The organism is Thalassomonas actiniarum (assembly GCF_000948975.2).
GTDB lineage: Bacteria > Pseudomonadota > Gammaproteobacteria > Enterobacterales > Alteromonadaceae > Thalassomonas > Thalassomonas actiniarum.
Genome location: NZ_CP059735.1, coordinates 56,697 through 77,799, shown reverse-complemented (window position 1 = coordinate 77,799; position 21,103 = coordinate 56,697). Strand labels below are relative to the sequence as shown.

Here is a 21,103-nt window from a genome sequence, read left to right as displayed (position 1 = left end):
AATCACATCCCTGTGACCACGGTATATGTACTTCCTGTACATAAAACCTGGTTTTTCAGCGGGTTTTGTTTGCTTTAATTTCGCCATTAATGATAACGTCTTCTTATAATTGTGGTTTATGCAAATCAGCGTATAAACCTTAGGGAATTCAATCAAGATTAAGGGTTAACTATGGCGGTTTCTTATCAATTTGATAATCGCGGACTCTATTTCACCGATGCAAACGGCGATCTCCACCTCGGCCATAAATTGACTATAGAAGAGCAATTATCCGCGCCTTTTACCATTACCGGCATCCTGGTCAGTAACAGCTTTGTCAGTGCCGATCAGCTGGGACAGCCCATAACCTGCCACTGGAATGAAATTGCCGATAACAAGCAAAAAGAAAAGCGGGTCTTTCACGGCTACCTCACCGAAGTGCAGCAGCTCGAACCCGAGTCAGAGCATAACTACGCCAGCTACCGTATTACCCTGCGCCCCTGGTTATGGCTGCTGACCCTGCGCCGCAACTACCGGGTTTTCCAGCAGCAAAGCCTGAGCGCCATTTTATCTTCCGTTTTCGACGACGCCGGCTTTTCCGGCAATTATACCCTGGGCACTTTACCCTCGGATGAGCGCAACTATTGCGTGCAATACAACGAAAGCGATTTTGATTTTGTCACCCGGCTGCTGGCGGAGCAAGGCATACATTATTACTTCAGCCACAGCAGCAACAGCCATCAGCTGACCCTGCATGATCCCGCGTCCCCGTATGAAGACGCCGAAGTAGGCAAACTGGACTATATCAGTGAACGCTCCGGCGAGCAGCAGCTGATCAGCCGCTGGCAACCGAAATTACGGGTGCACAGTAAATCCGTCAATACCGTCAATTACGATTACGCCAGCAGCCAGTTGATTGAAAGCGGCGATAAAAGCTCGTCTCATACTATCGCCAATAACCAGAAGCTGACCCAGTATCATTTTGGCGCCCATTCGGTGAAAGGGGATATCAGCGATGTCAACTCCACCGTGGCAGATAACGAACTGAACAAGCTCCAGGGGGATTACAGCGCGGTGGAAGGCAGCAGCAAGGTCGAAGAACTGACCCTGGCGACCCAGTTCAGCCTGGCCAACCACCCGGACAGCAGCCAGGTAGGCAAATATGCCATAGAAGCCATTACCCATACCATAGACGCCTCCGAACAGGCGGTGGTGTATTCGAATGACTTTTTCTGCCGTCCGGCCGCTTACCCCGGCTACCCGAAAGCCAGCCCTAAACCGCAAATCAGCGGCCTGCAAACGGCCATCGTGATCGGCGGCGACAGCGGCCAGCCGCAGCACGATGCCAGCGGCCGTATCAAGGTACAGTTTCACTGGGATCAGGTCGGCGGCGACAGCCCCAGTTGCTGGATCCGGGTGGCTCAGCCCATGGCCAGCAGCAGTTTGGGCATGCAGTTTATTCCCCGGGTGGACGATGAGGTGCTGGTGAGTTTTGTCAACAGCGACCCGGACCAGCCGGTGATCATCGGCAGTGTTTATAACAGCAAGAATCCGCCGCCCTACGCCGAGCTCAACAGTACCCAGAGCGGCATCAAAACCCAGCTGGGGGAAACCGCCAACGAAATACGCTTTGACGATAAGTCCGACAATGAACAGCTTTATTTCCATGCCGCCAAAGATTATGTGGTGGAAGTAGAAAACAACTTAACGGAAACCATCACCGCGGAATATAGCAGCACCACACAAAAGGCGATGACGATAACCGGCAATGACAATTACTCGTTAACCATAGCGGAAACCCTGGCGGAAAAAGCCAAGGAAATTACCATTACCGCGGATGACAAGATCACCTTAACCGTCGGCAGCAACTCAATTGAGATCAGCACCAGTGGTATCGCCATTGATTGCGATAAACTGACCGTGAATTCCAGCGGTAATATCGAGATGAGCGGCAGCAAAATCAGTACTTCCAGCACGGGGAATACCGAGATCAGCGCCAGCGGCAATTTCACCGCCAGCGCCAGTGCCAATGCCGAATTATCCGGCAGCGCCGGGGCTACCGTCAGCAGCTCGGCCCAGGCAAAAGTCAGCGGCAGCGCCGGGGCAGAGCTAAGCTCATCCGCCATGACCAAGGTCTCTTCCTCCGGTATCACCCAGATCCAGGGTTCACTGGTACAGGTCAACTAACCACAGGTAGAAATGGATGCTTAAAAAAATTCCCAATAAAAATATCGCCTCGATCATCAGCCGCTACCAGCTCAGCGATGAAGCCGCAGCCTTGCTCACCCCGGAGCTGACGCCAGAGGCCGCCATAGTGCAGCTACAGGAGCAGAAGTTATATAACGATGTGGTGCAGTTTATCGCCCATGCCTTGCCTGTGATGGAAGCCATCGGCTGGGCCAGCGAAGCCATGGATTTGCGCCAGGCAGACTGGAGTGAACAGGAAGTCATGGCAATTAACGCCGCCCGTAACTGGCTAAGCCAGCCCAATGAAACCCTGAGGATCCGCGCCAGCCAGCTGGCAGACAGGGTCGGCCTGGAATACGCCCCCGGCTGGGTGGCCAAAGCAGTCTTCTGGTCCGGCACCGGCAGCATAGTGGAGCCGGATTTACCTGCGGTCATGCCGCCGCCGTTTTTATACGGTCATGCCGCTGCCGCCGCCATCACCATAGCCGCCGCTGTGCCGCAATGGGACCATTACCAGAAATTTTACCAGCAGGTGATCGAGCTCGGCATTGCGATTGCCAACGGTAAGGGCATCAACACCCAAGCCATGGCTATTGCTGCCGACAGTGCAACAGATAATCAAGCAGAAGGAAATTAATTATGGGACAACCCGCCGCCAGAATTACCGATATGCATGTCTGCCCGATGCAAACTCCCGCCGTACCGCCCATTCCCCATGTCGGCGGCCCCATTATCGGCCCGGGCGCCCCGACAGTACTGATCGGCGGTATGCCCGCGGCAGTCGTTGGTGACAGCGTGACTTGCGTCGGCACCCCGGACAGTTTAGTGATGGGCAGCACCACAGTGCTTTTCGGCGGCAAACCCGCTATCCGTATGGGCGATACCACAGCCCACGGGGGTTCTATCGTATTAGGCATGCCGACGGTGTTGATCGGTTAAGGCAACCGATTAAAAGGATATAACCAGCCTGTTATAAATTTCGTCCTAAATAGTTGCAAACATTTAGGACTTTTACAGCAAAAGCAGCAAGCAAGCGTTAACGCCCTTTTTTCATGCCGCGAAAGCCGCACAGCAGCAGTCCTATCGCCAATAACAGCAAGGTATAAGGCTCAGGTACCGTTGAAAATTCAAGACTTTCAATCCTGACATCATCATCGTTACCGTCCACCCAGAGCATAAAGGCATAACCAAAGGTGCCGGACGATAGTTGATAGTGATCACTGCCGTCATTGCGATCAACAAAAAGGTTGCTGGCATCCAGGCTATCGGCAGACAACAAACTCACCCATGCAAAATTCAGATCATCATTGGAAGATAAATCACCGGCGGTAAAAGCATGTAAGTTCACCTGCTCGGAAAACACAAAAAGCAGGCCTTCATCGGGATCCCGGGCAAAGCTTCCGGAGCTGCCGCCGTCAAGATCGGCACCGTCATTATCGGACGATACAACCCCTAAACCGGTACTGCCGTTATAAACACCGTTATCACCCGACAATAGTTGCCAGGGCACCAGCTCGGTTTGTTCATCATTGACATTGGTAGTCCAGGCAGTCACGGTTAAGTCGACACCGCCGCTGCTAAAACCAAAGCTTTCGGCAACTCCCTGGTTATCCCCCAGGAAACTGATGGTTTCAATAACGGTGGCGTGAACCGATGAGGTGATTAAAAATAAAACAGCAGACAAAAAGAGATTCAATTTATTTTTCATTATTTTTCCGTATTTTACTGTCAGGCAGTAAATAAAGCGTTAAGGAATTTACCCCGGCGCATTTAGCAAGCAATGTGCCATCGTGGTAACTGGTTGATAAGTTGGTTTAAATGTCTTTTGCCTTAACGATAGCAAACGAAAGTGTAAAAACAGGTGACAGCAAAAAATAATGATGTAGCGGGGAACAACCGAAAGTTGCTATGCAGGTAAATGCCAATAAGCGCTTATTTTTAATTCGAGAAATTCAGGCCTGACTCATAGTCCTTTTCACATTTTGGCGGCCGGCACAAATAGAAGAGTCGGCTCGGTTTACCATAGAGTTTCTGATAAAGCGCCGCCTGCTCTGCTTCCAGTTGCCCCAGGCTGATTTTCAGCGCATCCATGACTAACAGCATTTGCTCCAATAGCTGCCGCTGACCGGGTGCTTGTCCGTCTGCCAAAGTATAAGGCACCACCGCTTTGCTTAATGAAGCAAGTTTTTTGCTCAGCGCCAGTAATTGGGTTTGCTGTGCTTCCACCTGTATTTTTATCGCTTTGACATTCAGGGCGATTTCCTCATTTGCCGACAGCAAATGGGCAAGTTGTTCGAGCATTTGCTCCTGGCGCCTGGCATTTTGCTCAAGCGAGTGCTTTAGCACGGTAAAGTTATCGCCATTACCAGCAGCGCTACCCGAGGCGTTGTTGCCAGTGGTTTGGCAGCCCGTTAATGCCGCCAGCAATAAACAGCAAGATAAAGATAAGCAGAAAAGGTAAACAATGCGATTGAAGATAACAGCCATACAAAACAACTAGGGTTACTCTTAACCATATCAGCTGGGAGAGTAATATCAGATTAGTACAAATTCTGATTTTATCCACAAATCAGGTGTTGGCACGCGGGGGCGCAACACAGGCAACAGAACCTCTGCTGCCTTAACGACCCATGATTTCAGCCATGTGCCGTTGCCGTTAATATGCAACAGCACAGGCCCTTCGTCTGGCTATAACAAGCGGTCCGGCAAAGCCAGCTGACTGAAAAAATCTGGGTTTAGCGGGTTGATATCACTGCTGACCGATAACTGCAAAGTGATCTCGTGATCATCCGATATCACCTTCATTTGCGGTGATAATTGATGTGACAGCTTGATATCAGCCATGTGCTGCTGCCGTTAATAACAACAGCACAGGCCCTTCACCCGGCTATAACAAGCGGTCCGGCAAAGCCAGCTGACTGAAAAAATCTGGGTTTAGCGGGTTGATATCACTGCTGACCGATAACTGCAAAGTGATCTCGTGATCATCCGATACCACCTTCATTTGCGGTGATAATTGCCGCGGTTGATAGAAACCGTAAATCAGCCTGAGCCAGGCCCAGTCCCCCTGATACTTTTTCGTTTGCTTTTTATTGTCCGTGGTGTGGAAAATGGTCAGCAACTCGCTGTGGTTATCGGGATCCGGCCAGACAAAATCATCCCATAATTTCGGCCCGTGACGGTAATTAAACACAGTGCGGCCGGAGAAGATATCAAAACCTATGGCATTGGCAGACATAGACTTGGTTTTCACCCTGAAGGGGATAGACAATTGCTTATCCGACTGGCTATACAGGGTTTTCTGGATACCGGTAATGGCAGTAAACTGCCCTTCCACCTGTTCGTCTATGGCGATTTCGGCATTTGGGGTGTAGCCGCTTAACACCAGCTGCTGGCCCACTTGCTTAAACTTAGACAAGGTATGGGTGCTGAAGTGATCAAAAACCCCTTCCGGTTTAAAGAAACGGTTCACCAGTTCAAAGCTGGCATCCTGATCGCTGTCGAGGGCAAACGGGAATTTACCCGCCAGTTGCTGGTTAAAATTATCACTGACTTCTTGCTGCCATTTTTGATTCACATACAGGCTTACCGCCTGGGCAACCTGGGTATTGGCCAGCTCAACCAAAGTATCGATTTGTTCGCTGATTTGCTCAATGGAGACCTGGGTTTGCTGCAAATGCAGCAAGCTGGTGTCTTTATTGGCCGAGGTCAGCTGCTGAAAATGATAGGCCCCCAAAGTGGCATTACTGGCATAAGATGCACTCAGCCATTTATGGACATCGCTCACTACAGTATGCAGGTTGGCCAGTTCACTGATGCCCTTGTCATCAAGGCGGACAAATTGATGGTAGGCGGCAAATTCATTTTTGATAAAACTGATCATTGCCTGCTTATGATTAACGCTATTGCCGTTATCGCCGGTTAACCCCGCCAAAGCCGACGCACTTTTTTCGCCGCTTTTTGCCTGCTTGTCCCCGGCGCCCTCGGCTTTATCGGCTTTGGCCGGTTCCGCCTGCTGCCCTGCCGGCAACTGGGGATAGGTATAAAAGGCGATCAATTGATATAAGCGGTTCATGGGGGCATCGGTTTTTGACGCCAGTATCGACAACCTGTGATTCAGGTTCTCGGCCGTCACAGGCTTCAAAACAATATCGTCAACAAATCTTTGCCAGAAATCAACATATTGACGCTGATAATAACGGCGTAAACCATTGCTGATATTTTCCTCTTCATAACTGGTCAGTTGATGCCCGAGCAGCGCTTTATTGCTGCTGAAGACATTCACCATCAAGTCAGAGTCCGGGGTGAAGTCCATCGCAGCAAATCCCTGGGGCGTGAAAATAAACGGCACCAGGTGGCCGCTGCGGCTGGTTTCAAATTCATAAAGCTGGGCAAAATTATTGCCCAGATCATTGCTGATATCCACCAGGCTGGAAAACTGAGGCAGATCTTTAATGTACTGGAAAACCACTTCCGTGGTATTGATGGCGCTGATGCTGCTGCGGGCCTGGGCGATCAGGGCCTGATCCAGTTCGACCTGGGGCACACCTAAGAGAAACAAGTCGTCCATCAACAATACCAGGCCTTGCAGCAGATCTTTATCGTTATTGCCTTCTTTGATAAAAGACTGCTGATAATACATTTCCAGGTGTTGCCAGTTTTGCAGGTCGTGCTGTCGCAACTCTTCGTTGAGGTTCAGCAACTTGGCCGTTTCCAGACTTTCCCCCAGGGTTTCGTAAACAAACAGCTCTTCTTCCAGGTAACGCACCAGCGACGGCAACAGAATATTGCTTAATGCCTGATGATAAGCTTGCTTCACCGCATCGCCAATGCCGGGACCCGGGATCTGTTCATTAATATAAACCGGGGTATCCTGCTGATATAACATATAAATATCACGAAGCTGCCTCAGGTTGGTGACATTCACCGCCAAATCCTCGATATCGTAAGGGGTCTGGCGGATGGCGCTTTTATAGTTAAGCAGCTGTTTGTTCACCTGGATATTCAGCTCGCTATGGTAGTCAAAGTTCGCCTTTAACAAAAACGCCAGGGTGATCGCCAGGGCAAAAATCATAAAGGCATAGCTGCCCTGGAAAAACCAGAACAGGCGGCGGCGCCTTTTATTGACGCCGGCAACCCCGGCTTCCGGACGGATAAATTTATTAAACAGGCGGCTGACAAACATGCTATGGGGTAATTTAACCCCTTCTGGGGCAAGCATTTCATTGAAACCTAACTGATAAGCCACCTGCTTGGTCAGGGGATCGGCAACGCTGAGGTGCTGCTCTGTATTGGTAAAAAAGAAACCGCGGAACAAATACTGCTCGGGGGAGTTTTTACTGGTAAAGAGTTGCTCAAGATAAAAACCTATATCCCGCTTTAACTGGGTAAATTGCAGCGGCGCCGCCACCACGGAGCGGCGGAAATTTTCATTAAGCTGGCTGTCCAGTGCCGACAACACCGCCTGGCCTAAACGCCGGCTTAAATCTTCATAGGCACTGTCAAACCAGTCGCCGTCATAATGTCCCTGGTATTTTTTGTCGACATTCATGGCGCCAAAGGCGCCATCGAGCTCGGCTTCATCCAGGGAAGCAAAAAACTGACACAGATCCGCCAGTCCCGACATCTGGTTAAACAAACAATACACCGGCAGGTGCTGGCCGCAGATCACCTGGGCTTCATCGATCGCCAGCCGGGTATTGCCCGCCAGCTGCAGACAGGAGCTGCTGTTATTGGCTATCAGGGTTTCCAGTGACTGTCCGGTTATGATGCCGTTGAGGGTCTGGCGCGAACGAAACTTTCTTGCCTCTTTTAACAGCAATTTTAAGCAGTTAAGGGAGCGGCTGTCGCTGGATGACACCTGTACCGTCAGCATAACCGCATCGCTTTTTAACCAGATCTGCACCGGTAAAACATCGGCAGCATTGACGACATTAGAGTTTCTAAAGCCCATCTGGCCGAGCAAGGCCTTATCGGCGGCCATATCGTGGCTGATGTACAGGTACCAGGGCAGGCGGTATTTTTGCCGGATCTGGCCCCTGTCTTTTAATTCCTGGGTAAAGCGGGAAAAGAGCTTTTTCACCAGCTGCAAATCTTGTTTTTCCAGCTGTTTTTGCCGTTTCGTTTCCGCCTCATCGCGGTTAAAAAACCACAATACCAGAGAAACCACCAGGATCAGCCCGGCTGCCAGGGCAAACACCCAGGCATAGCTGCTGACAAACCACCAGGCAAAGGCAAAAACCGTAAACAAAAAGCCGAGAATAAATCCGATCAGGTGTTTTTTGGTGAGGGTAAAAGTCATCATAGTGCCGGCTCCGCTTTTTTGGTCGCAATCACACTCACCGCGAGCTGATACTCATTGTCAAAGTAGCTTTGTTGTTGTTTCACCGCCTGCCAGTTGTCGGCATTGCTATAGAGGATAAAATATTTGCCCACCGCCATTAAGCCGACGGGATAGACACTGGCCTGAAACCTGGGCAGGTATTTTTCGGCATTTTTCTTACTGGAAAAAGACGCCAGCTGCACCCGGTATGCAGAAACCACCGGAGACTGCTCCTGAACCTTGTCCCCCGGCACAGGTTCCACCGAGCCGGTTATTGCGGCGGACACCGGAGGCGGGGTCGCGGGCTCAGGCACCACTTTTTGCGGCAGTTTTTTTACCGGTATTTTTTCAGGTGCTATTGCTTGCGGTACAGTTTTTTCCGGTGTGCTTTGCTCAACTGGCACCGCCGGCGCTTTTTCCCGCTCGCTATGGGGCGCGGTTAAATTATGTATGGCATGGACATCTTCATTGGTGCTGACATAAACAATATCTTCGCTTTTGGCATTAAGCACATAACGGGAAGTCAGCTTATCCAGGTCAAGAAAAGCTGCCGCCCTTAAGGGATAATTTTGTTCATACCAATAATCGACAAAGGCGGTCGCCAGCCCGAGCAAAAAGAAAATCAGCAAGGTCAGGGAAAAATAATGTACGCCGCTGCGCAGCGAGCGGTACTTCACCTGCGGAATATCTTCAATTAACACATTGGCTTTGTTTATCTTTACTTTAATTGCACCGGCGATTTCCTTGATGATCAGCCCGAGGCGATCCGTTTGCCGTGAGCGGTAGCGCCCCTTAAAGCCCATTTGCAGAAAGACATAAATAATTTCCAGCAGATCCGCCATTTTCGCCGGCTGCAGCATCGCCTTTTCCGCCACGGTGAAAAATAACTCACCGCCATTTTTCATGGAAAACAGCTCGCTTAACAAAGTATTGTTTTCCCAGCCGGCATCATAACCCCAAAGGCCGTGAATAATAAACTCATCGATAACAATACAGTGCAGGCAGCATAACTTGTCGATCACCGCAGAAGGATAATCGAGCTTTTTACCCGCTTCGCTCAGCGCCACCACATCACGTTTAAGCTGCTGGCGAAATTGCTCGATATTTTCCGGTTTAGGCAACCGGGGCAAAGTTAAGATAACGGAAAGCAGAGGCACACTGACGTTATACAGGGGGTTATCCGCATAATCGAAATGCAGTTCTTCCCTGAGTACGGTATCGCTAAAGTCGATAGGGACAGTGACCGGCTCTTGCTCCGGTTGGGTAAATTCAGCCATTATTTTTTATCTTTATTCTTCCATAACTTTATTTAAATTTTTGCGCACAACACCGGGTTTTAAAGCGCATAGAGTATGACTTCCAGATCCGGGATTCGGATGTCTGCCTGCCTAATGAGAGCCATTATGCATCCCGCGACTATTATATTATTCCTATAAGGCATACAGTATCACCTCCAAGTCAGGGATCCTGATGTCTACCTGCCTAATGGGAGCCATTATGCATCCCGCGACTATTATATTATTCCTATAAGGCATACAGTATCACCTCCAAGTCAGGGATCCTGATGTCTATATGCATATTGAGCATTTCACCCTTCGCCAGCATATCCTGCCACAGCTCATTATGACTATTGATCTCAAAATACGCCGCGGTTGATTTCGGTTTAAGCTCATGAGGGGCGACGGCCAGGTGCTTAAGTTCAACGCCGGACATGGCATTTCGCACCAACTCGACGATATTGCTGTTCCCCGCCAGGGTCACCGCCTGGGGAGCTATTTGCGCCAGCGCTTCGGCCCCTATGCTGGATTCGATACATAAAACAAAACGCCGCTCCACCATGGCATCCGGGTTTTGAATAATACTGCGTAATAACCGGCGCTTCTCAAATAACTGCTTGTCCCAGGGATATTCAATCACAGAGTCCTGCAATACCAGGCTCAACTGATTTCTCAGCATCAGAAAAATAGGACTGAACACCTGATAGAGCTGATCATACTGCAAAGGTTTAAAAGCTTCCGGCAATCTCGGCATCAAGGCCGCCAGATCCGCCGATAAGGTGGTTAAATCCCGGTATAACTGGTGGGTAGGATACTGCATATCATGCTGGATCCACTCGGCCCAGGGTAACCAGCGGTTAAGGGTTTGCAGCCATAAATAATCTTTATACAGGGTCTGCTCGCTTTTGTTTTCCTGTCCCAGGGCAATACGTTTATGCACTTCTTCCGCCCGGTTCTGCAATAAACTCTGCAGCATTTTCACCTTGTCCGACAGGTAAACCGAGGCCTGAAAATGGATACAGGCGGGTACAAAACTGCTGTCGAACACCACTTCACCGGTTTCCCGGGTTTCCAGGATGCGGGCTATCGGGAAAGAAACAAAACCGCTCATATCGCTTTTGCCTATGCTTAAGCCAATATTATCCCGGGCCACTTCGATTTCCAGGCTGTCGCTTTCACTGGAAGTGTTATTGTAACTGGTCATGGTCTGGCACAAATAACGGCTGGCCTGGGCACTTTCCTGGCCGTAGGCCAAAGCCCCCTGCAGTGCCAGCGGCAACAGCAAATAAACGGTTTTCTTCACCGCATCCTGAGGCACATCCAGGACAATTTCTTCATCGAGGTGAAAATAATGACCGTCGGGAAACAAACCAAAACAGGAGGTTATGGCAATTTTGCCGATCTTCAACAAGTCGGTATTCACCGTGATATCCCCCAGGCCGTAATGGTTGGTATAACCGACGGTACTGGCGTAATTATGAATATAAGATTTGAAATGCAGCGCCTGTTGCTGAAAATGTTGCGGAGAAATAAAGATCCCTTCTTTCCAGACAACCTGTTTTAATTGCTCCAAAGTATTTCTCCAATATTATTCTTAATTATCACATTACTTGTAAAAAATTTATCAAAGCGGCATTCACACCATGCCGGACAAAAACCGCCTAAGTCGGGTTTAAATTACCACCAACCCGAGTCTTCAATTGCCTGTATATTTAAAGTCAGCAAATTTATCGCCACGGTAAAACCTTCGATGTCATCATCTTCTAAATTACTGACATCAACCCAGGCCCGGGTTTTCGCCTGGCCATAACTGGCAAACTCGGCAAAAACGGCTAAATATTTGGTGCCGGGTAAAATATTGACATCCAGCTTGCGGTTTTCTTTCGGCAAGACACTGGCTAAAGAGGTTTTATGAACCAGGCTGTCGGCCAGTAACGTCGCATCCTGCTGGTATAAGTCGATCACTTCCGCACTTTGAAACGGCTCCAAATTGTTCAGCTGATACAAGTGCAGGATCACCGGATTCGCCGGACTCAAATCAGACGGATTGATATCGTCCCCGGCAACTATGTTCAGCGGATAAGTCACCACTTCGGGTTCGTCCGAGCCAAACATGGAACTGCAACCGCTGGTCAAAACGACCGCCGCCAGTAAACCAAAGGTTAAAGCAACATAAGAAGATAAGGTTTTCCTGAACATTAACTTTTGTTTCCCTGCATATTATTAGACCTGCTTTTTTGCATAGAATCCTGCATATTATCTTTCATATCTCCCTGCATATTTTCCAGCAGGATAGCCTTAAACAAACGGTGGTATTCCCCTTTGTTTAAGCGCCGGTTAAAAGACTTACGGTACTGGCGCCAGTATTGCGCTTCTTTTTGCGTGAACAGCGGCGTGGCAAAATCACTGTAACCTTCTTCCAGGTGCAGGGGTGAAAACTCCTCAAGAAAAATGTCCAGGGTTTTATCCAGGGCCAGCTGCAAACGGCTTTGTTGCTCATTGGCACTGGCCACCTGGGATTCCAGTAAGGCCATCAGGCGATCCACCTGCCCATTGGCAGGTGCTTCCCCCAGGGGTTGCAGCACTAAATCTGCAGTTTCGTCCGGCTGCGCCACCCTTTCCACTTTCGGCTCGGGCTCACTTTCTTCAAAAACTAAACTGTCGCTTTCCCCCTGCAGACTCAGTTCGGCATCGGCAAAGGGATCTTCATCAAAGGGATCATCCACCAGCACACCGTTAAAGGCAAAGTGCGCCTGTTCTTCTTGTCCCACCTGGGTTTGTTTGTTGTCGTCTGCCATCACTAGATCCAAATCGTTATCCCAGTCATCATCAAGGGAAAAATGTACATCTGCCTGCTTCGCCGCCACAGGTTCAGAATTGGCGTCATCTTCTGCCTGCCCGTTTAGCTGCTCCAGGGGCTCACTGACCAGCAACATATAATCCGCGACCTCAATCATCAAACCGTCTTCAAGTTTGATATTCCTGCCGGACGCCAATGCCTTGCCGTTAACCTTAAGGGCATGGCCGTTTACTGCCGCCAGCGAAATGCCGTTTTTCCCCGGGATGAAGAGCCCGTGTTTCGGCGCCACTTTACCGGTACGGTCCGGCAGTTGTAATACGCAATCAAAGGCGCTACCAAAGTCCCCGCCGGTTTTGGGCACGGTAAAGACCCGGCTCGGGACCTGTTCGTTTTCAGGGACTTCTGTCAGTTGTATTGTAATTGCCATAATTATTATTGTTCTGAGCAGCTGCCAACCGCCTGGTTAAATTCTTCCATAAACCCGGGGTAACGATTGACAAAGCGTTTGTTAAAATAGACCCCCATAGGTTTAGTGGCCACCAAGCGGTTGCGAAAACTGTTGGGGGTCATGCCCTTACGTTTTAATTCTACTTGCATCGCCAGCTCGTCCACTAAAATGGCATCTACTTCGTTATGTAACAACATATCCAGTAAGTTTTTCATATTACGGGGCTTTTTAACCACGTCATAACCATTGTTATGCAGGTAAAACCATTTTTGCGAGCCAAACTTGGCGCTGACCTTCCATTTCAGCTTATTAATATCCGAAATACTGGTATCCGTTAAGGCATTGGAATAATACCAATACCAGTGATGGCTGATCATCGGCTTGGAGAATACCGCATAACGGTCACGCTCCGGCGTTTTTTCGGTAATAAAAAAACCGTGCTGAACGCCGTTTTGCACGTTCAGCTGCGCCTTGGCCCAATTGGTCATGGTCAGCTGATACGGCTGCTCCATTTGCCTGAGCACGCATTTTACCCGACTTACCGCCAGTCCGGAAATCTGATCTTCAGAATAACTCTGGTATGGCGGCCACTCCTGGGTGCTCAGCATTAACCTGTCAGGCCCAACCCCCCATGCCATCTGGGAGTGCAGCCATAACAACAGGGGGATAAATTTTAACATGTTAAAAAATATTTTTTGGGCCATAGTTTTCTCAACTAGTTGATTATCACTTCAAAGTCGTCGACATCAGAGCAGCTAACTTCCACCGAGTTAATGGCTTTGCCTTCACTGAGCAAGGTAATGCACTGCTCCGCCAGGCGCGGCATCAGCGAGCGGTTGATAATTTGCTCTATACCCCGGGCTCCGGTAGTCGGATCGCTGTTTTTGCTGATGACATATTGCACAAAATTTTCGTCATAGCTGAAGCTCGCCTTATATTGCTCCGCCAGTTTTTTGCGGATGCGGTTAAGGGCGATATCACAAATTTTGCTTAACTCTTCGTTATTCAGCGGATAATAAGGCACCACAGTGGCACGGCCAAGGAACGCCGGTTTAAAGTACTGCTGCAACGCCGGACGTATCCGGGTGACCAGCTCTTCGTTAGGCAAGCGTTCAGGTTCCTGGTCGCAGACATCGCAAATGGCCTGGTCGGCAGCATTGGAGGTCATGATAATAATGGTATTGCGAAAATCGACGCTGCGGCCTTCACTGTCCTGGATGCTGCCCTTATCAAAGATCTGATAAAAAAGATCATGTACACCCGGATGGGCCTTTTCCATTTCATCAAGCAGCAACACAGAATAAGGATTACGCCTGACCGCTTCGGTCAGTACCCCGCCCTTACCGAAACCGACATAACCCGCCGGCGCCCCTAACAGCATGGAAATCTTATGCTCTTCCTTGAATTCCGTCATATTGATGACGGTCATATCATTGCTGCCGCCGTACAATAAATCGGTCAGAGCAACCGCGGTTTCGGTTTTACCGACCCCGCTCGGACCGCACATCAGGAAGACGCCGATAGGTTTACGGCTATCGGTCAGCCCGGCGCGGGAAATCCGGATGCTCTTGGCCAGCTCGCTGATGGCGGCGCTTTGGCCGATCACCCGCTTATGCAGTTCGTCTTCTATGGTCAGCAACTTCTTCACTTCATCGTGTAACATGTTGCCCACAGGAATGCCGGTCCAGGCGGCAACCACCTGGGCGATGGTAATATCATCGACCATGGCATTGACCAGCGGCTCTCCCGCCTGCAAGGCTTCAAGCGCAGACAATTTGTTGTTGAGCAAGCTATGCTTCTCGCTGTCCTGGTTGTCATTATCAAGATTATCACTGACCTCGCCTTGCAGTGCGATCACTTCATCCACCAGCTCCAGCTCTTTCTGCCAGCGCTCGTTTAAGGCGGTTAACTGAGTTTCAGTATCGGTTATGGTGTCTTTAAGCTTTTCCAGTTCAAAGTCGGCATTGTCAAAAATGGCATTTTCCCGTCCCATCACTTCCAGCTCATTGTTCAGGTACATCAGCTGCTGCTCAAGCGACTCGATCGGCTCGGGTTTGGCTCCCTGGGTCAGGGCGATACGGGCACAGCTGGTATCAAGCAAACTGATGGCTTTATCCGGCAACATACGTGCCGGCAGGTAACGGATAGAAAGATTCACCGCTGCCGCCACCGCAGATTCGCGGATATAGACCTTATGATGTTTTTTCAGCGATTCTGCTACGCCCCTGAGCATCTGGATGGCGTCTTCCGCCCCCGGCTCTTCCACTTTCACCACCTGGAAGCGGCGGGTCAGCGCCGGGTCTTTTTCAAAATATTTCTTATATTCCGCCCAGGTCGTTGCGGCAACCGTGCGGAACTCGCCGCGGGCCAGCGCCGGTTTCAGCAGGTTGGCGGCATCATTCTGCCCTTCGGCGCCGCCGGCACCGATCAGGGTATGGGCTTCGTCAATAAAGACAATGATCGGCTTTTCCGAGTTTTTCACTTCATTGATGACGTCTTTGAGGCGGTTTTCAAATTCCCCTTTGACACTGGCGCCCGCCTGCAGCAGACCCAGATCCAGGCTGTGAATCTCTACGTCGCGGATCACCGCCGGCACTTCCCCGGAGGCAATGCGTATCGCCAGGCCTTCCGCCACTGCGGTTTTACCGACCCCGGGTTCACCCACCAAGATAGGGTTGTTTTGCCGCTTGCGGCATAAGATATCAATCGCGGTACGTACTTCCTGGTTACGTCCCAGTACCTGATCCAACTGGCCGTTACGCGCCAGCTCGGTTAGGTTGGAGGTATATTTGTCCAGGGCATCGCCGGAGACGGCGCCGGCAGTCGCAGGGCCGGCAACCGTGCCGCTGCCCGAGGCCACTTTTAATTTTGAAATTTGCGCCTTTAATGCCGACTCGGAATAATTTTCCAGGGCTTTTAACGGCATGATGGTCGCACCGAAATCATTCTTTTGCTGGCTCGCCAACAACAGATGCAAAGGCGTCAGCTGGCTATGGCCAAAATCGACCGTGGCCGTCAGCCAGGCATTTTTCACCAACTCGGTTAAATCGCCGCTTAAGGTCGGCTGACCTTCAAAACCTTTGCTGAGTTTTTCCAGCTTGGCGGACAACTCCGCCACCAGCTGATCCGGGGTAATATTCTGGCTCTGGAGGAACTGGCTCAGCTCGGCGTCGGGTTTATAGACTAACTGGATTAACCAATGCTCAATTTCTATCGCCGGACAGTGGCTGTTCATGGCATCGCCGGCGGCCATTTCCAATGCCCGCTTAGCGGCAGGATCGAGTTTGGCAATTAAATTGGTTAAGTTTACCTGTGGCATAAAATTAATCCTTTACTAGGTGAATCAAATAAACAACAGCATGGTGTTGCTGTGAACTTTTTATATGGAACCCCATGCCCAAGCGGACACTTTCCCCCGGTACAGGACTCAGGGCCATACGTTTAAACCAGTTATCCGGTGCTTTTAAATAAATTTCTATTTCGGTTTTATCCCGCAGATAACAACGGGCCATATCCGCCATTTCCAGGTACCAGAGATTATCCTGGTACAACTGCGCCAGTTGATTGGCATTTTCCGGCTCTATGGTGATGATCAGCCGCTGCTGCGCCAGGTAACACCTCTGCCCCAATAAGAACCCCTGCCCCAACTGGTTATTCTGCGGTTTGGCGCCGCCGATACGGGTCCAGCTTTCTTCCGTTAACTGGTGTTTGCTCAGGGCTTTACTGCGCACCGACAGGGTTAAGGCAAAATAATCCTGCAATACTTGCTGCAACTGATGGCGGGAGCGGTTCGGCATACCCAGCATCAGGCCATAGCCGAGCCATTTTTTTGTTTGCTCGCCGGCGGGTAGCCCGCTTAAGGCGGCAATACAGTCCACCAATTGCTCCTGCTGCCGGGTGGCATTATGACGATCGCGGGCAAAAAAACGATCGCTTTCTTCCGTCAGCAGTAAATAGGACTTTTCCACCGTGCGGGCATAAAGGTGGAAATACCTGTCGTTAAAAATATTGAGAAAGTCATATAAGGCATATTCTTCATTGTGAAATGCCTTAAGCAGTTCTTCATAGATATAAACCGGCACCACGGCATTGCCGGAGCTCAGGGAAGTTTCACAGCTGGTGATCTTCGCCTGGCTGCCGGACACACTAAAATCACTGATGCTGGCGTAGCGGTTGTTGGGCATGGGATCGGCTTCAAGCACCAGCTCAAACGGCTGCTGCGCCGTTTGGGTATAGCGGTTGATGATGCGGATAAGCTGCACCAGATCAAACTGCTCAGGCCTGCTTAACGCCTGCTGCACTATAGACATTGGCCGCTACCATGATATTTTTCAAAATGGATCACCCGCGGCCCTTTGCCCGTTAACAGCTTAACCTCCAGCTCAACAAAACGGTCAAAACTGCAGAAAGCGGCAAAAAACTGATTGAGCAAATGGGTAAACAGCCAGATATTCATGGAGTTTTTCTTGTCAAATACCGAAATATCCAGGCTCACTAAAGTGCCGGAGGTAAAAATATTGACCCCGTCGATATACAAACGGGCCACTTTTTTCTGGTAAGACACCTTTTGGATCGAACTGGTTAATACCTGCTGCTGGGAAGAGCGGCTGAAAACCGATAACAGGTTTCTGAGTTTCTCCGTCGGATTATCGCTGTTGATCAGTGCGCTGAAATTAGTGGTTAACAGTTCCACCAGCTTCCAGTGTATAGCCTGGGATTCATTGGGATAATAAGGCACGGTGGGAATATTATGGCTGATGAGTTTACCCGGCAACTCCAGTGCGCCGGATAACTTCATCACACTGCCGGCATTGATAGAACAGGGTGCCCGGCCGTTACAGCAGTTTAATTGCGCCGTTAACAGGTGCTCATGGCCGTTTTGCAGCTGATGTGCAGCTGCCTGTTCAAAACTGAGCACCAGGTGATGCTGGAACTTTTTTTTATCGTTCACATGGCTTTCACTGAACCAGAGCAGGCCGTTATTTTCATCAAAATAACGCTTGGCAAATAACGGCTGCAGCGGGTATTCGCCATCGGGTTTTACTTCGCTAACGCTCTCGATGGAAATAATATCGATATCGGCGTTATGGTTGACGGCATCCGCTACCAGAGGTGCGGATAATTGCTTATGGTTGTAATGTATCGGCTCGGCGCGGTTGGTAAACTGATTGATCACTAATGCGGTGTTAAGCTTAAAGACACTGGTATCAAACAAGCCGATATATTCCGTCGGAATATCTTTGACAAACAGGTTCAGCACCAGTTTATTACCGCTGATCCCCTGACAGGCTGATTTAAAGTCCCGGATATGGAAGTATTTCCTTTTTTCCGAGTAATTAAAATACTCCAGCATCATCTGGTAGGCGGAAAATTCATTGCCCTGACGCGTTAATACCGAAAAGTCTTCATCTATGCACCTGGGTTTAAAGCTCTCCACCGGCAGCAGCTGCATCTCGGTAAAGTGCTCGTCTGAGACAGAGATCAAGGTCAACTGGGACAGCAGCAATTCAATTAAGCCAGCCGCCCCCTGGCCGAACCCATGTAAATAAAGACTTAAATTCTCCGGCGCCAGCTCTGCCATCACAGCTTCGGCATCATTGGCTTCCAGGGTCAACTGGATCACGGCATTGGCATCATGGGCCACAGGCAAATCAAAAGGAAAAGGCGCAAAACGGGCGGAAACCTCTTGCAAAGTAAGGGGAGAAAGCAAGGTATCATTGCACAGTCGGAACTGACAGGGCTGGCCCTTGTCATTACGGACACTAAAGGCTTCTCCCTTCTTCAACTGAATATTTTCAACAAATTCTTCTTCGCCGTCGAAACTGACACTCATCACCGAAGGCAATAACTGGTTAAAAGAAGGATATAAGACCGAGCACAAGGCATTGGATAAATGCGGCAGCTGTTGATCCAGCTTCATTTCATTTTTCGCACTTAACAGCGCCACCGACTCCAGCAGGCGGGTGATGTTGGGATCTTCATAGCGCTTTTCATTCAGGTGCATACTGCTGCCCGCAGCCGAATGCCGGGCTTTAAACTTATCACCGGAGCGCCTGACCAGCGCCAACTCACGTTCGAAATAGCGGTTTAGCAATTCAGACAAATCGATTCTCCATGCACGGCATACTCATTCGCTCTGGCAAATAAGGATATTCCTCTTGCAAATAACGATGATTTATAAGAGATTCAGACAAGTGTATTCTCCATGCTTATCTGTTGATAGTGTCAACAACTCAGACAAGTTCATCCTCCAGCGTGATACTAAAATCACTGATATTAAGCAGGCTATTGAGCTGGAATTCCTGGCCGTTAACCAAATCGCCGGCAATGATAAAACGTATGGCATTTTGTTTTTCTTCGTTGGTCAGGATAGTGATTTCCAGGTTTTCTATTCTTTGTTCAAAATCGTGGATCAGCTGTTTGATCCGGGTAATAAAAATGCCTTTACCCAGCTGGTAATTCAGGCTTTGGATGTCCTCGACCCCATAAGCCAGGATAGAATGCTGGCAGGCCTTAAGATCCCGGTCCAGCACCATCAACGGCGCTTCGCTTTCAAGCAGCTGCTTTAAATTATATTTAATCGACCTCAGTAAAGGGCTGTCTTCGCCCCCCTGGTGGTCTTTGATAAAGGTGCGGATAAAAACCATCAGGCAGACTCCGCCAAATCTGTGGTCAGCATAATTTGCCCGGCAAACATATCAAACTGATACTGAGGTTGCAGCGACACCTCACAGACATATTCTCCCGGCGAGGTTTTCGCTTCCCTGACCTTGACCTTGGCACTTCGCAGCGGATATTTCGCCAGGGTTTCATCATTGCCTGAAGAAACATTTGAAACATACTTACTCAGCCATTTTGACAAGTACTGCTCACACTCAGTTGCAGACAGAAAACTGCCGAGCAATTCCCTTATCTGAACTTTCAGATAATGGGCAACACGGCAGCAAATCAGCGTGGTCTGGATCAAAGATAAAACCTTATCATCGTTGCTGCCCGGTCCCTGCCACACCGAATGGTTATCCATAAAATAATATTTATCCGTCAGCGGGCTATGGGATAGCGGAATAAAGCCCTGCTCGGCATAAAACTGCGCCAGATGGCCAAAAAAGCGGGTTTTAGCTTCGGGATATTGCCAGCAATGCGGCGTCGCCAGTTCAGGAATATTCACCACGGCCCCCTGCAACCTGTCATTCCAGCGGGATTTTAAAAAACCAAACCAGCTGATGCGGTTAAACTCGCGGATGCTGGTAGCGGCAAAGGCGAAATGGGCATTACCCCATAAACCGTAATGATCGGGATTTTCCGGCATGACCTCATTAAAAACAAAGCCGCAGGTATGATTTTGATATGGCTCGCGAATTTTCATTTTTGGTAAGGTTAACCCAAGAAAACGACTGGAGTCGACCCGGCGCAATTTCTGCCAGCTAAGGTAATCCGGTCCGTTAATGACCTTGTTGACCCGGTGGGTATCGCTTAACCATTTGGCATCGCTTTCCCCGAAAAAATTGTCTTCCGGCGACATAATGATCGGGCACAGACAATGTTGTCCCAGGGCGCCGAGCAGTTCCAGGGTGTAAAGATCGTCATATTCGGAAAAATCATTAAGCTCGGCGGAGACCTGGTGATCCACCAGCATTAAACCAAAGGGCTCTCCCCCTAAGGTATTGAGTTCGTTATTGCCTATCTTGTTGTATAACTGGCTGTATTTCAGCCCGGGCGAGAGATTGACGTCAGCAGAAACAACATTCCAGTCATAATCGAGACATTTGACTTTGACGCGGTTTTTATTAAAAGGCACTGAGATCAGGTTACTGATACTGCTCCAGCGCGCTTCCAGATCCTGATAATCCGGATGTTGCAAAATTAACGACATTTGTTCACTTAATTTCTGATCGATCACAGAGATCAGTTTGATCAGCAATGCTGTTAATTTTGGAACATCCCAATGACTGTCACCGGCCTTATCACTGGCGGTGTTAATGAGTATTGCCGTCGCCTGGTGCAAAAATTCCGGCTTATTACTGTCTAAGGCCAGTAACTCTTTCAGGCAATTCATAGATATCGTCATAAGGGATATCGGGTGGCCGTCA

General features: G+C 49.6%; 17 protein-coding genes. 3 read left to right on the top strand and 14 right to left on the bottom strand.

Annotated features, from left to right (window positions below):
• Positions 1-171 precede the first annotated feature (171 nt).
• From SG35_RS00320 to SG35_RS00310, 3 genes are read left to right on the top strand one after another with little or no spacing between them, the layout of a single operon-like run.
• Positions 172-2,166, top strand: coding sequence for a type VI secretion system Vgr family protein (locus SG35_RS00320; protein WP_044835225.1), 1,995 nt, complete (start codon positions 172-174; stop codon positions 2,164-2,166).
• A 16-nt stretch (positions 2,167-2,182) separates the two neighbouring features.
• A complete protein-coding gene (locus tag SG35_RS00315) occupies positions 2,183-2,803 on the top strand; it encodes a DUF6931 family protein (protein ID WP_044835224.1) in 621 nt (206 codons plus the stop codon).
• A gap of 2 nt (positions 2,804-2,805) precedes the next feature.
• Entirely contained in the window at positions 2,806-3,105 is a 300-nt protein-coding gene (locus SG35_RS00310; RefSeq protein WP_044835223.1) for a PAAR domain-containing protein, read from the top strand.
• A gap of 97 nt (positions 3,106-3,202) precedes the next feature.
• Here the strand turns inward: SG35_RS00310 and SG35_RS00305 are convergent, their stop codons facing one another.
• The 14 genes from SG35_RS00305 to SG35_RS00240 form a co-directional block, all read right to left on the bottom strand.
• A complete protein-coding gene (locus SG35_RS00305; RefSeq protein WP_044835222.1) occupies positions 3,203-3,874 on the bottom strand; it encodes a PEP-CTERM sorting domain-containing protein in 672 nt (223 codons plus the stop codon).
• 230 nt (positions 3,875-4,104) lie between these two features.
• Positions 4,105-4,653 (bottom strand): hypothetical protein, encoded by a 549-nt coding sequence (locus tag SG35_RS00300; RefSeq protein ID WP_044835221.1) that lies wholly within the window; start codon positions 4,651-4,653, stop codon positions 4,105-4,107.
• Between the two features lie 201 nt (positions 4,654-4,854).
• Positions 4,855-5,010 carry a hypothetical protein gene (locus tag SG35_RS00295; RefSeq protein WP_274055303.1) on the bottom strand — a complete coding sequence of 52 codons (156 nt, stop codon included), beginning with the start codon at positions 5,008-5,010 and terminating at the stop codon, positions 4,855-4,857.
• 43 nt (positions 5,011-5,053) lie between these two features.
• Complete coding sequence (tssM, locus tag SG35_RS00290) at positions 5,054-8,470, bottom strand: type VI secretion system membrane subunit TssM (protein ID WP_084692937.1); 3,417 nt, start codon at positions 8,468-8,470, stop codon at positions 5,054-5,056.
• Positions 8,467-9,765, bottom strand: coding sequence for a type IVB secretion system protein IcmH/DotU (gene icmH / locus SG35_RS00285; RefSeq protein WP_053043346.1), 1,299 nt, complete (start codon positions 9,763-9,765; stop codon positions 8,467-8,469). Before icmH ends, tssM begins: the two co-directional genes overlap by 4 nt.
• 247 nt (positions 9,766-10,012) lie before the next feature.
• A complete protein-coding gene (gene tssK / locus SG35_RS00280; RefSeq protein ID WP_044835219.1) occupies positions 10,013-11,338 on the bottom strand; it encodes a type VI secretion system baseplate subunit TssK in 1,326 nt (441 codons plus the stop codon).
• 104 nt (positions 11,339-11,442) lie between these two features.
• Positions 11,443-11,964, bottom strand: a complete 522-nt coding sequence (tssJ, locus tag SG35_RS00275; protein WP_053043345.1) for a type VI secretion system lipoprotein TssJ — start codon at positions 11,962-11,964, stop codon at positions 11,443-11,445.
• Positions 11,964-12,992, bottom strand: a complete 1,029-nt coding sequence (locus SG35_RS00270; RefSeq protein ID WP_044835218.1) for a hypothetical protein — start codon at positions 12,990-12,992, stop codon at positions 11,964-11,966. Before SG35_RS00270 ends, tssJ begins: the two co-directional genes overlap by 1 nt.
• Before the next feature lie 5 nt (positions 12,993-12,997).
• Positions 12,998-13,717 (bottom strand): type 2 periplasmic-binding domain-containing protein, encoded by a 720-nt coding sequence (locus SG35_RS00265; protein ID WP_053043344.1) that lies wholly within the window; start codon positions 13,715-13,717, stop codon positions 12,998-13,000.
• 11 nt (positions 13,718-13,728) lie between these two features.
• Positions 13,729-16,332: a type VI secretion system ATPase TssH gene (gene tssH, locus SG35_RS00260; RefSeq protein WP_044835217.1), complete on the bottom strand. Its 2,604-nt coding sequence runs from the start codon at positions 16,330-16,332 to the stop codon at positions 13,729-13,731.
• A 4-nt stretch (positions 16,333-16,336) separates the two neighbouring features.
• Positions 16,337-17,323, bottom strand: a complete 987-nt coding sequence (locus SG35_RS00255) for a type VI secretion system baseplate subunit TssG (RefSeq protein ID WP_044835216.1) — start codon at positions 17,321-17,323, stop codon at positions 16,337-16,339.
• Positions 17,314-19,116, bottom strand: a complete 1,803-nt coding sequence (gene tssF / locus SG35_RS00250; RefSeq protein WP_044835215.1) for a type VI secretion system baseplate subunit TssF — start codon at positions 19,114-19,116, stop codon at positions 17,314-17,316. The genes SG35_RS00255 and tssF overlap by 10 nt, the downstream gene beginning before the upstream one ends.
• A 130-nt stretch (positions 19,117-19,246) precedes the next feature.
• Positions 19,247-19,660, bottom strand: a complete 414-nt coding sequence (locus tag SG35_RS00245) for a GPW/gp25 family protein (RefSeq protein ID WP_044835214.1) — start codon at positions 19,658-19,660, stop codon at positions 19,247-19,249.
• Positions 19,660-21,081 (bottom strand): type VI secretion system contractile sheath domain-containing protein, encoded by a 1,422-nt coding sequence (locus tag SG35_RS00240; protein WP_044835213.1) that lies wholly within the window; start codon positions 21,079-21,081, stop codon positions 19,660-19,662. Before SG35_RS00240 ends, SG35_RS00245 begins: the two co-directional genes overlap by 1 nt.
• Between the last annotated feature and the right edge of the window lie 22 nt (positions 21,082-21,103).

Excerpts from the sequence above, each read along its gene's own strand:
- SG35_RS00255 (WP_044835216.1), bottom strand. The coding sequence starts at position 17,323 with ATGTCTATAGTGCAGCAGGCGTTAAGCAGGCCTGAGCAGTTTGATCTG.
- SG35_RS00310 (WP_044835223.1), top strand. The coding sequence starts at position 2,806 with ATGGGACAACCCGCCGCCAGAATTACCGATATGCATGTCTGCCCGATG.
- SG35_RS00245 (WP_044835214.1), bottom strand. The coding sequence starts at position 19,660 with ATGGTTTTTATCCGCACCTTTATCAAAGACCACCAGGGGGGCGAAGAC.
- SG35_RS00270 (WP_044835218.1), bottom strand. The coding sequence starts at position 12,992 with ATGGCAATTACAATACAACTGACAGAAGTCCCTGAAAACGAACAGGTC.
- SG35_RS00295 (WP_274055303.1), bottom strand. The coding sequence starts at position 5,010 with ATGGCTGATATCAAGCTGTCACATCAATTATCACCGCAAATGAAGGTG.
- SG35_RS00265 (WP_053043344.1), bottom strand. The coding sequence starts at position 13,717 with ATGGCCCAAAAAATATTTTTTAACATGTTAAAATTTATCCCCCTGTTG.
- SG35_RS00305 (WP_044835222.1), bottom strand. The coding sequence starts at position 3,874 with ATGAAAAATAAATTGAATCTCTTTTTGTCTGCTGTTTTATTTTTAATC.
- tssJ (WP_053043345.1), bottom strand. The coding sequence starts at position 11,964 with ATGTTCAGGAAAACCTTATCTTCTTATGTTGCTTTAACCTTTGGTTTA.
- SG35_RS00240 (WP_044835213.1), bottom strand. The coding sequence starts at position 21,081 with ATGACGATATCTATGAATTGCCTGAAAGAGTTACTGGCCTTAGACAGT.
- SG35_RS00300 (WP_044835221.1), bottom strand. The coding sequence starts at position 4,653 with ATGGCTGTTATCTTCAATCGCATTGTTTACCTTTTCTGCTTATCTTTA.
- tssM (WP_084692937.1), bottom strand. The coding sequence starts at position 8,470 with ATGATGACTTTTACCCTCACCAAAAAACACCTGATCGGATTTATTCTC.
- tssH (WP_044835217.1), bottom strand. The coding sequence starts at position 16,332 with ATGCCACAGGTAAACTTAACCAATTTAATTGCCAAACTCGATCCTGCC.
- icmH (WP_053043346.1), bottom strand. The coding sequence starts at position 9,765 with ATGGCTGAATTTACCCAACCGGAGCAAGAGCCGGTCACTGTCCCTATC.
- SG35_RS00320 (WP_044835225.1), top strand. The coding sequence starts at position 172 with ATGGCGGTTTCTTATCAATTTGATAATCGCGGACTCTATTTCACCGAT.
- SG35_RS00315 (WP_044835224.1), top strand. The coding sequence starts at position 2,183 with ATGCTTAAAAAAATTCCCAATAAAAATATCGCCTCGATCATCAGCCGC.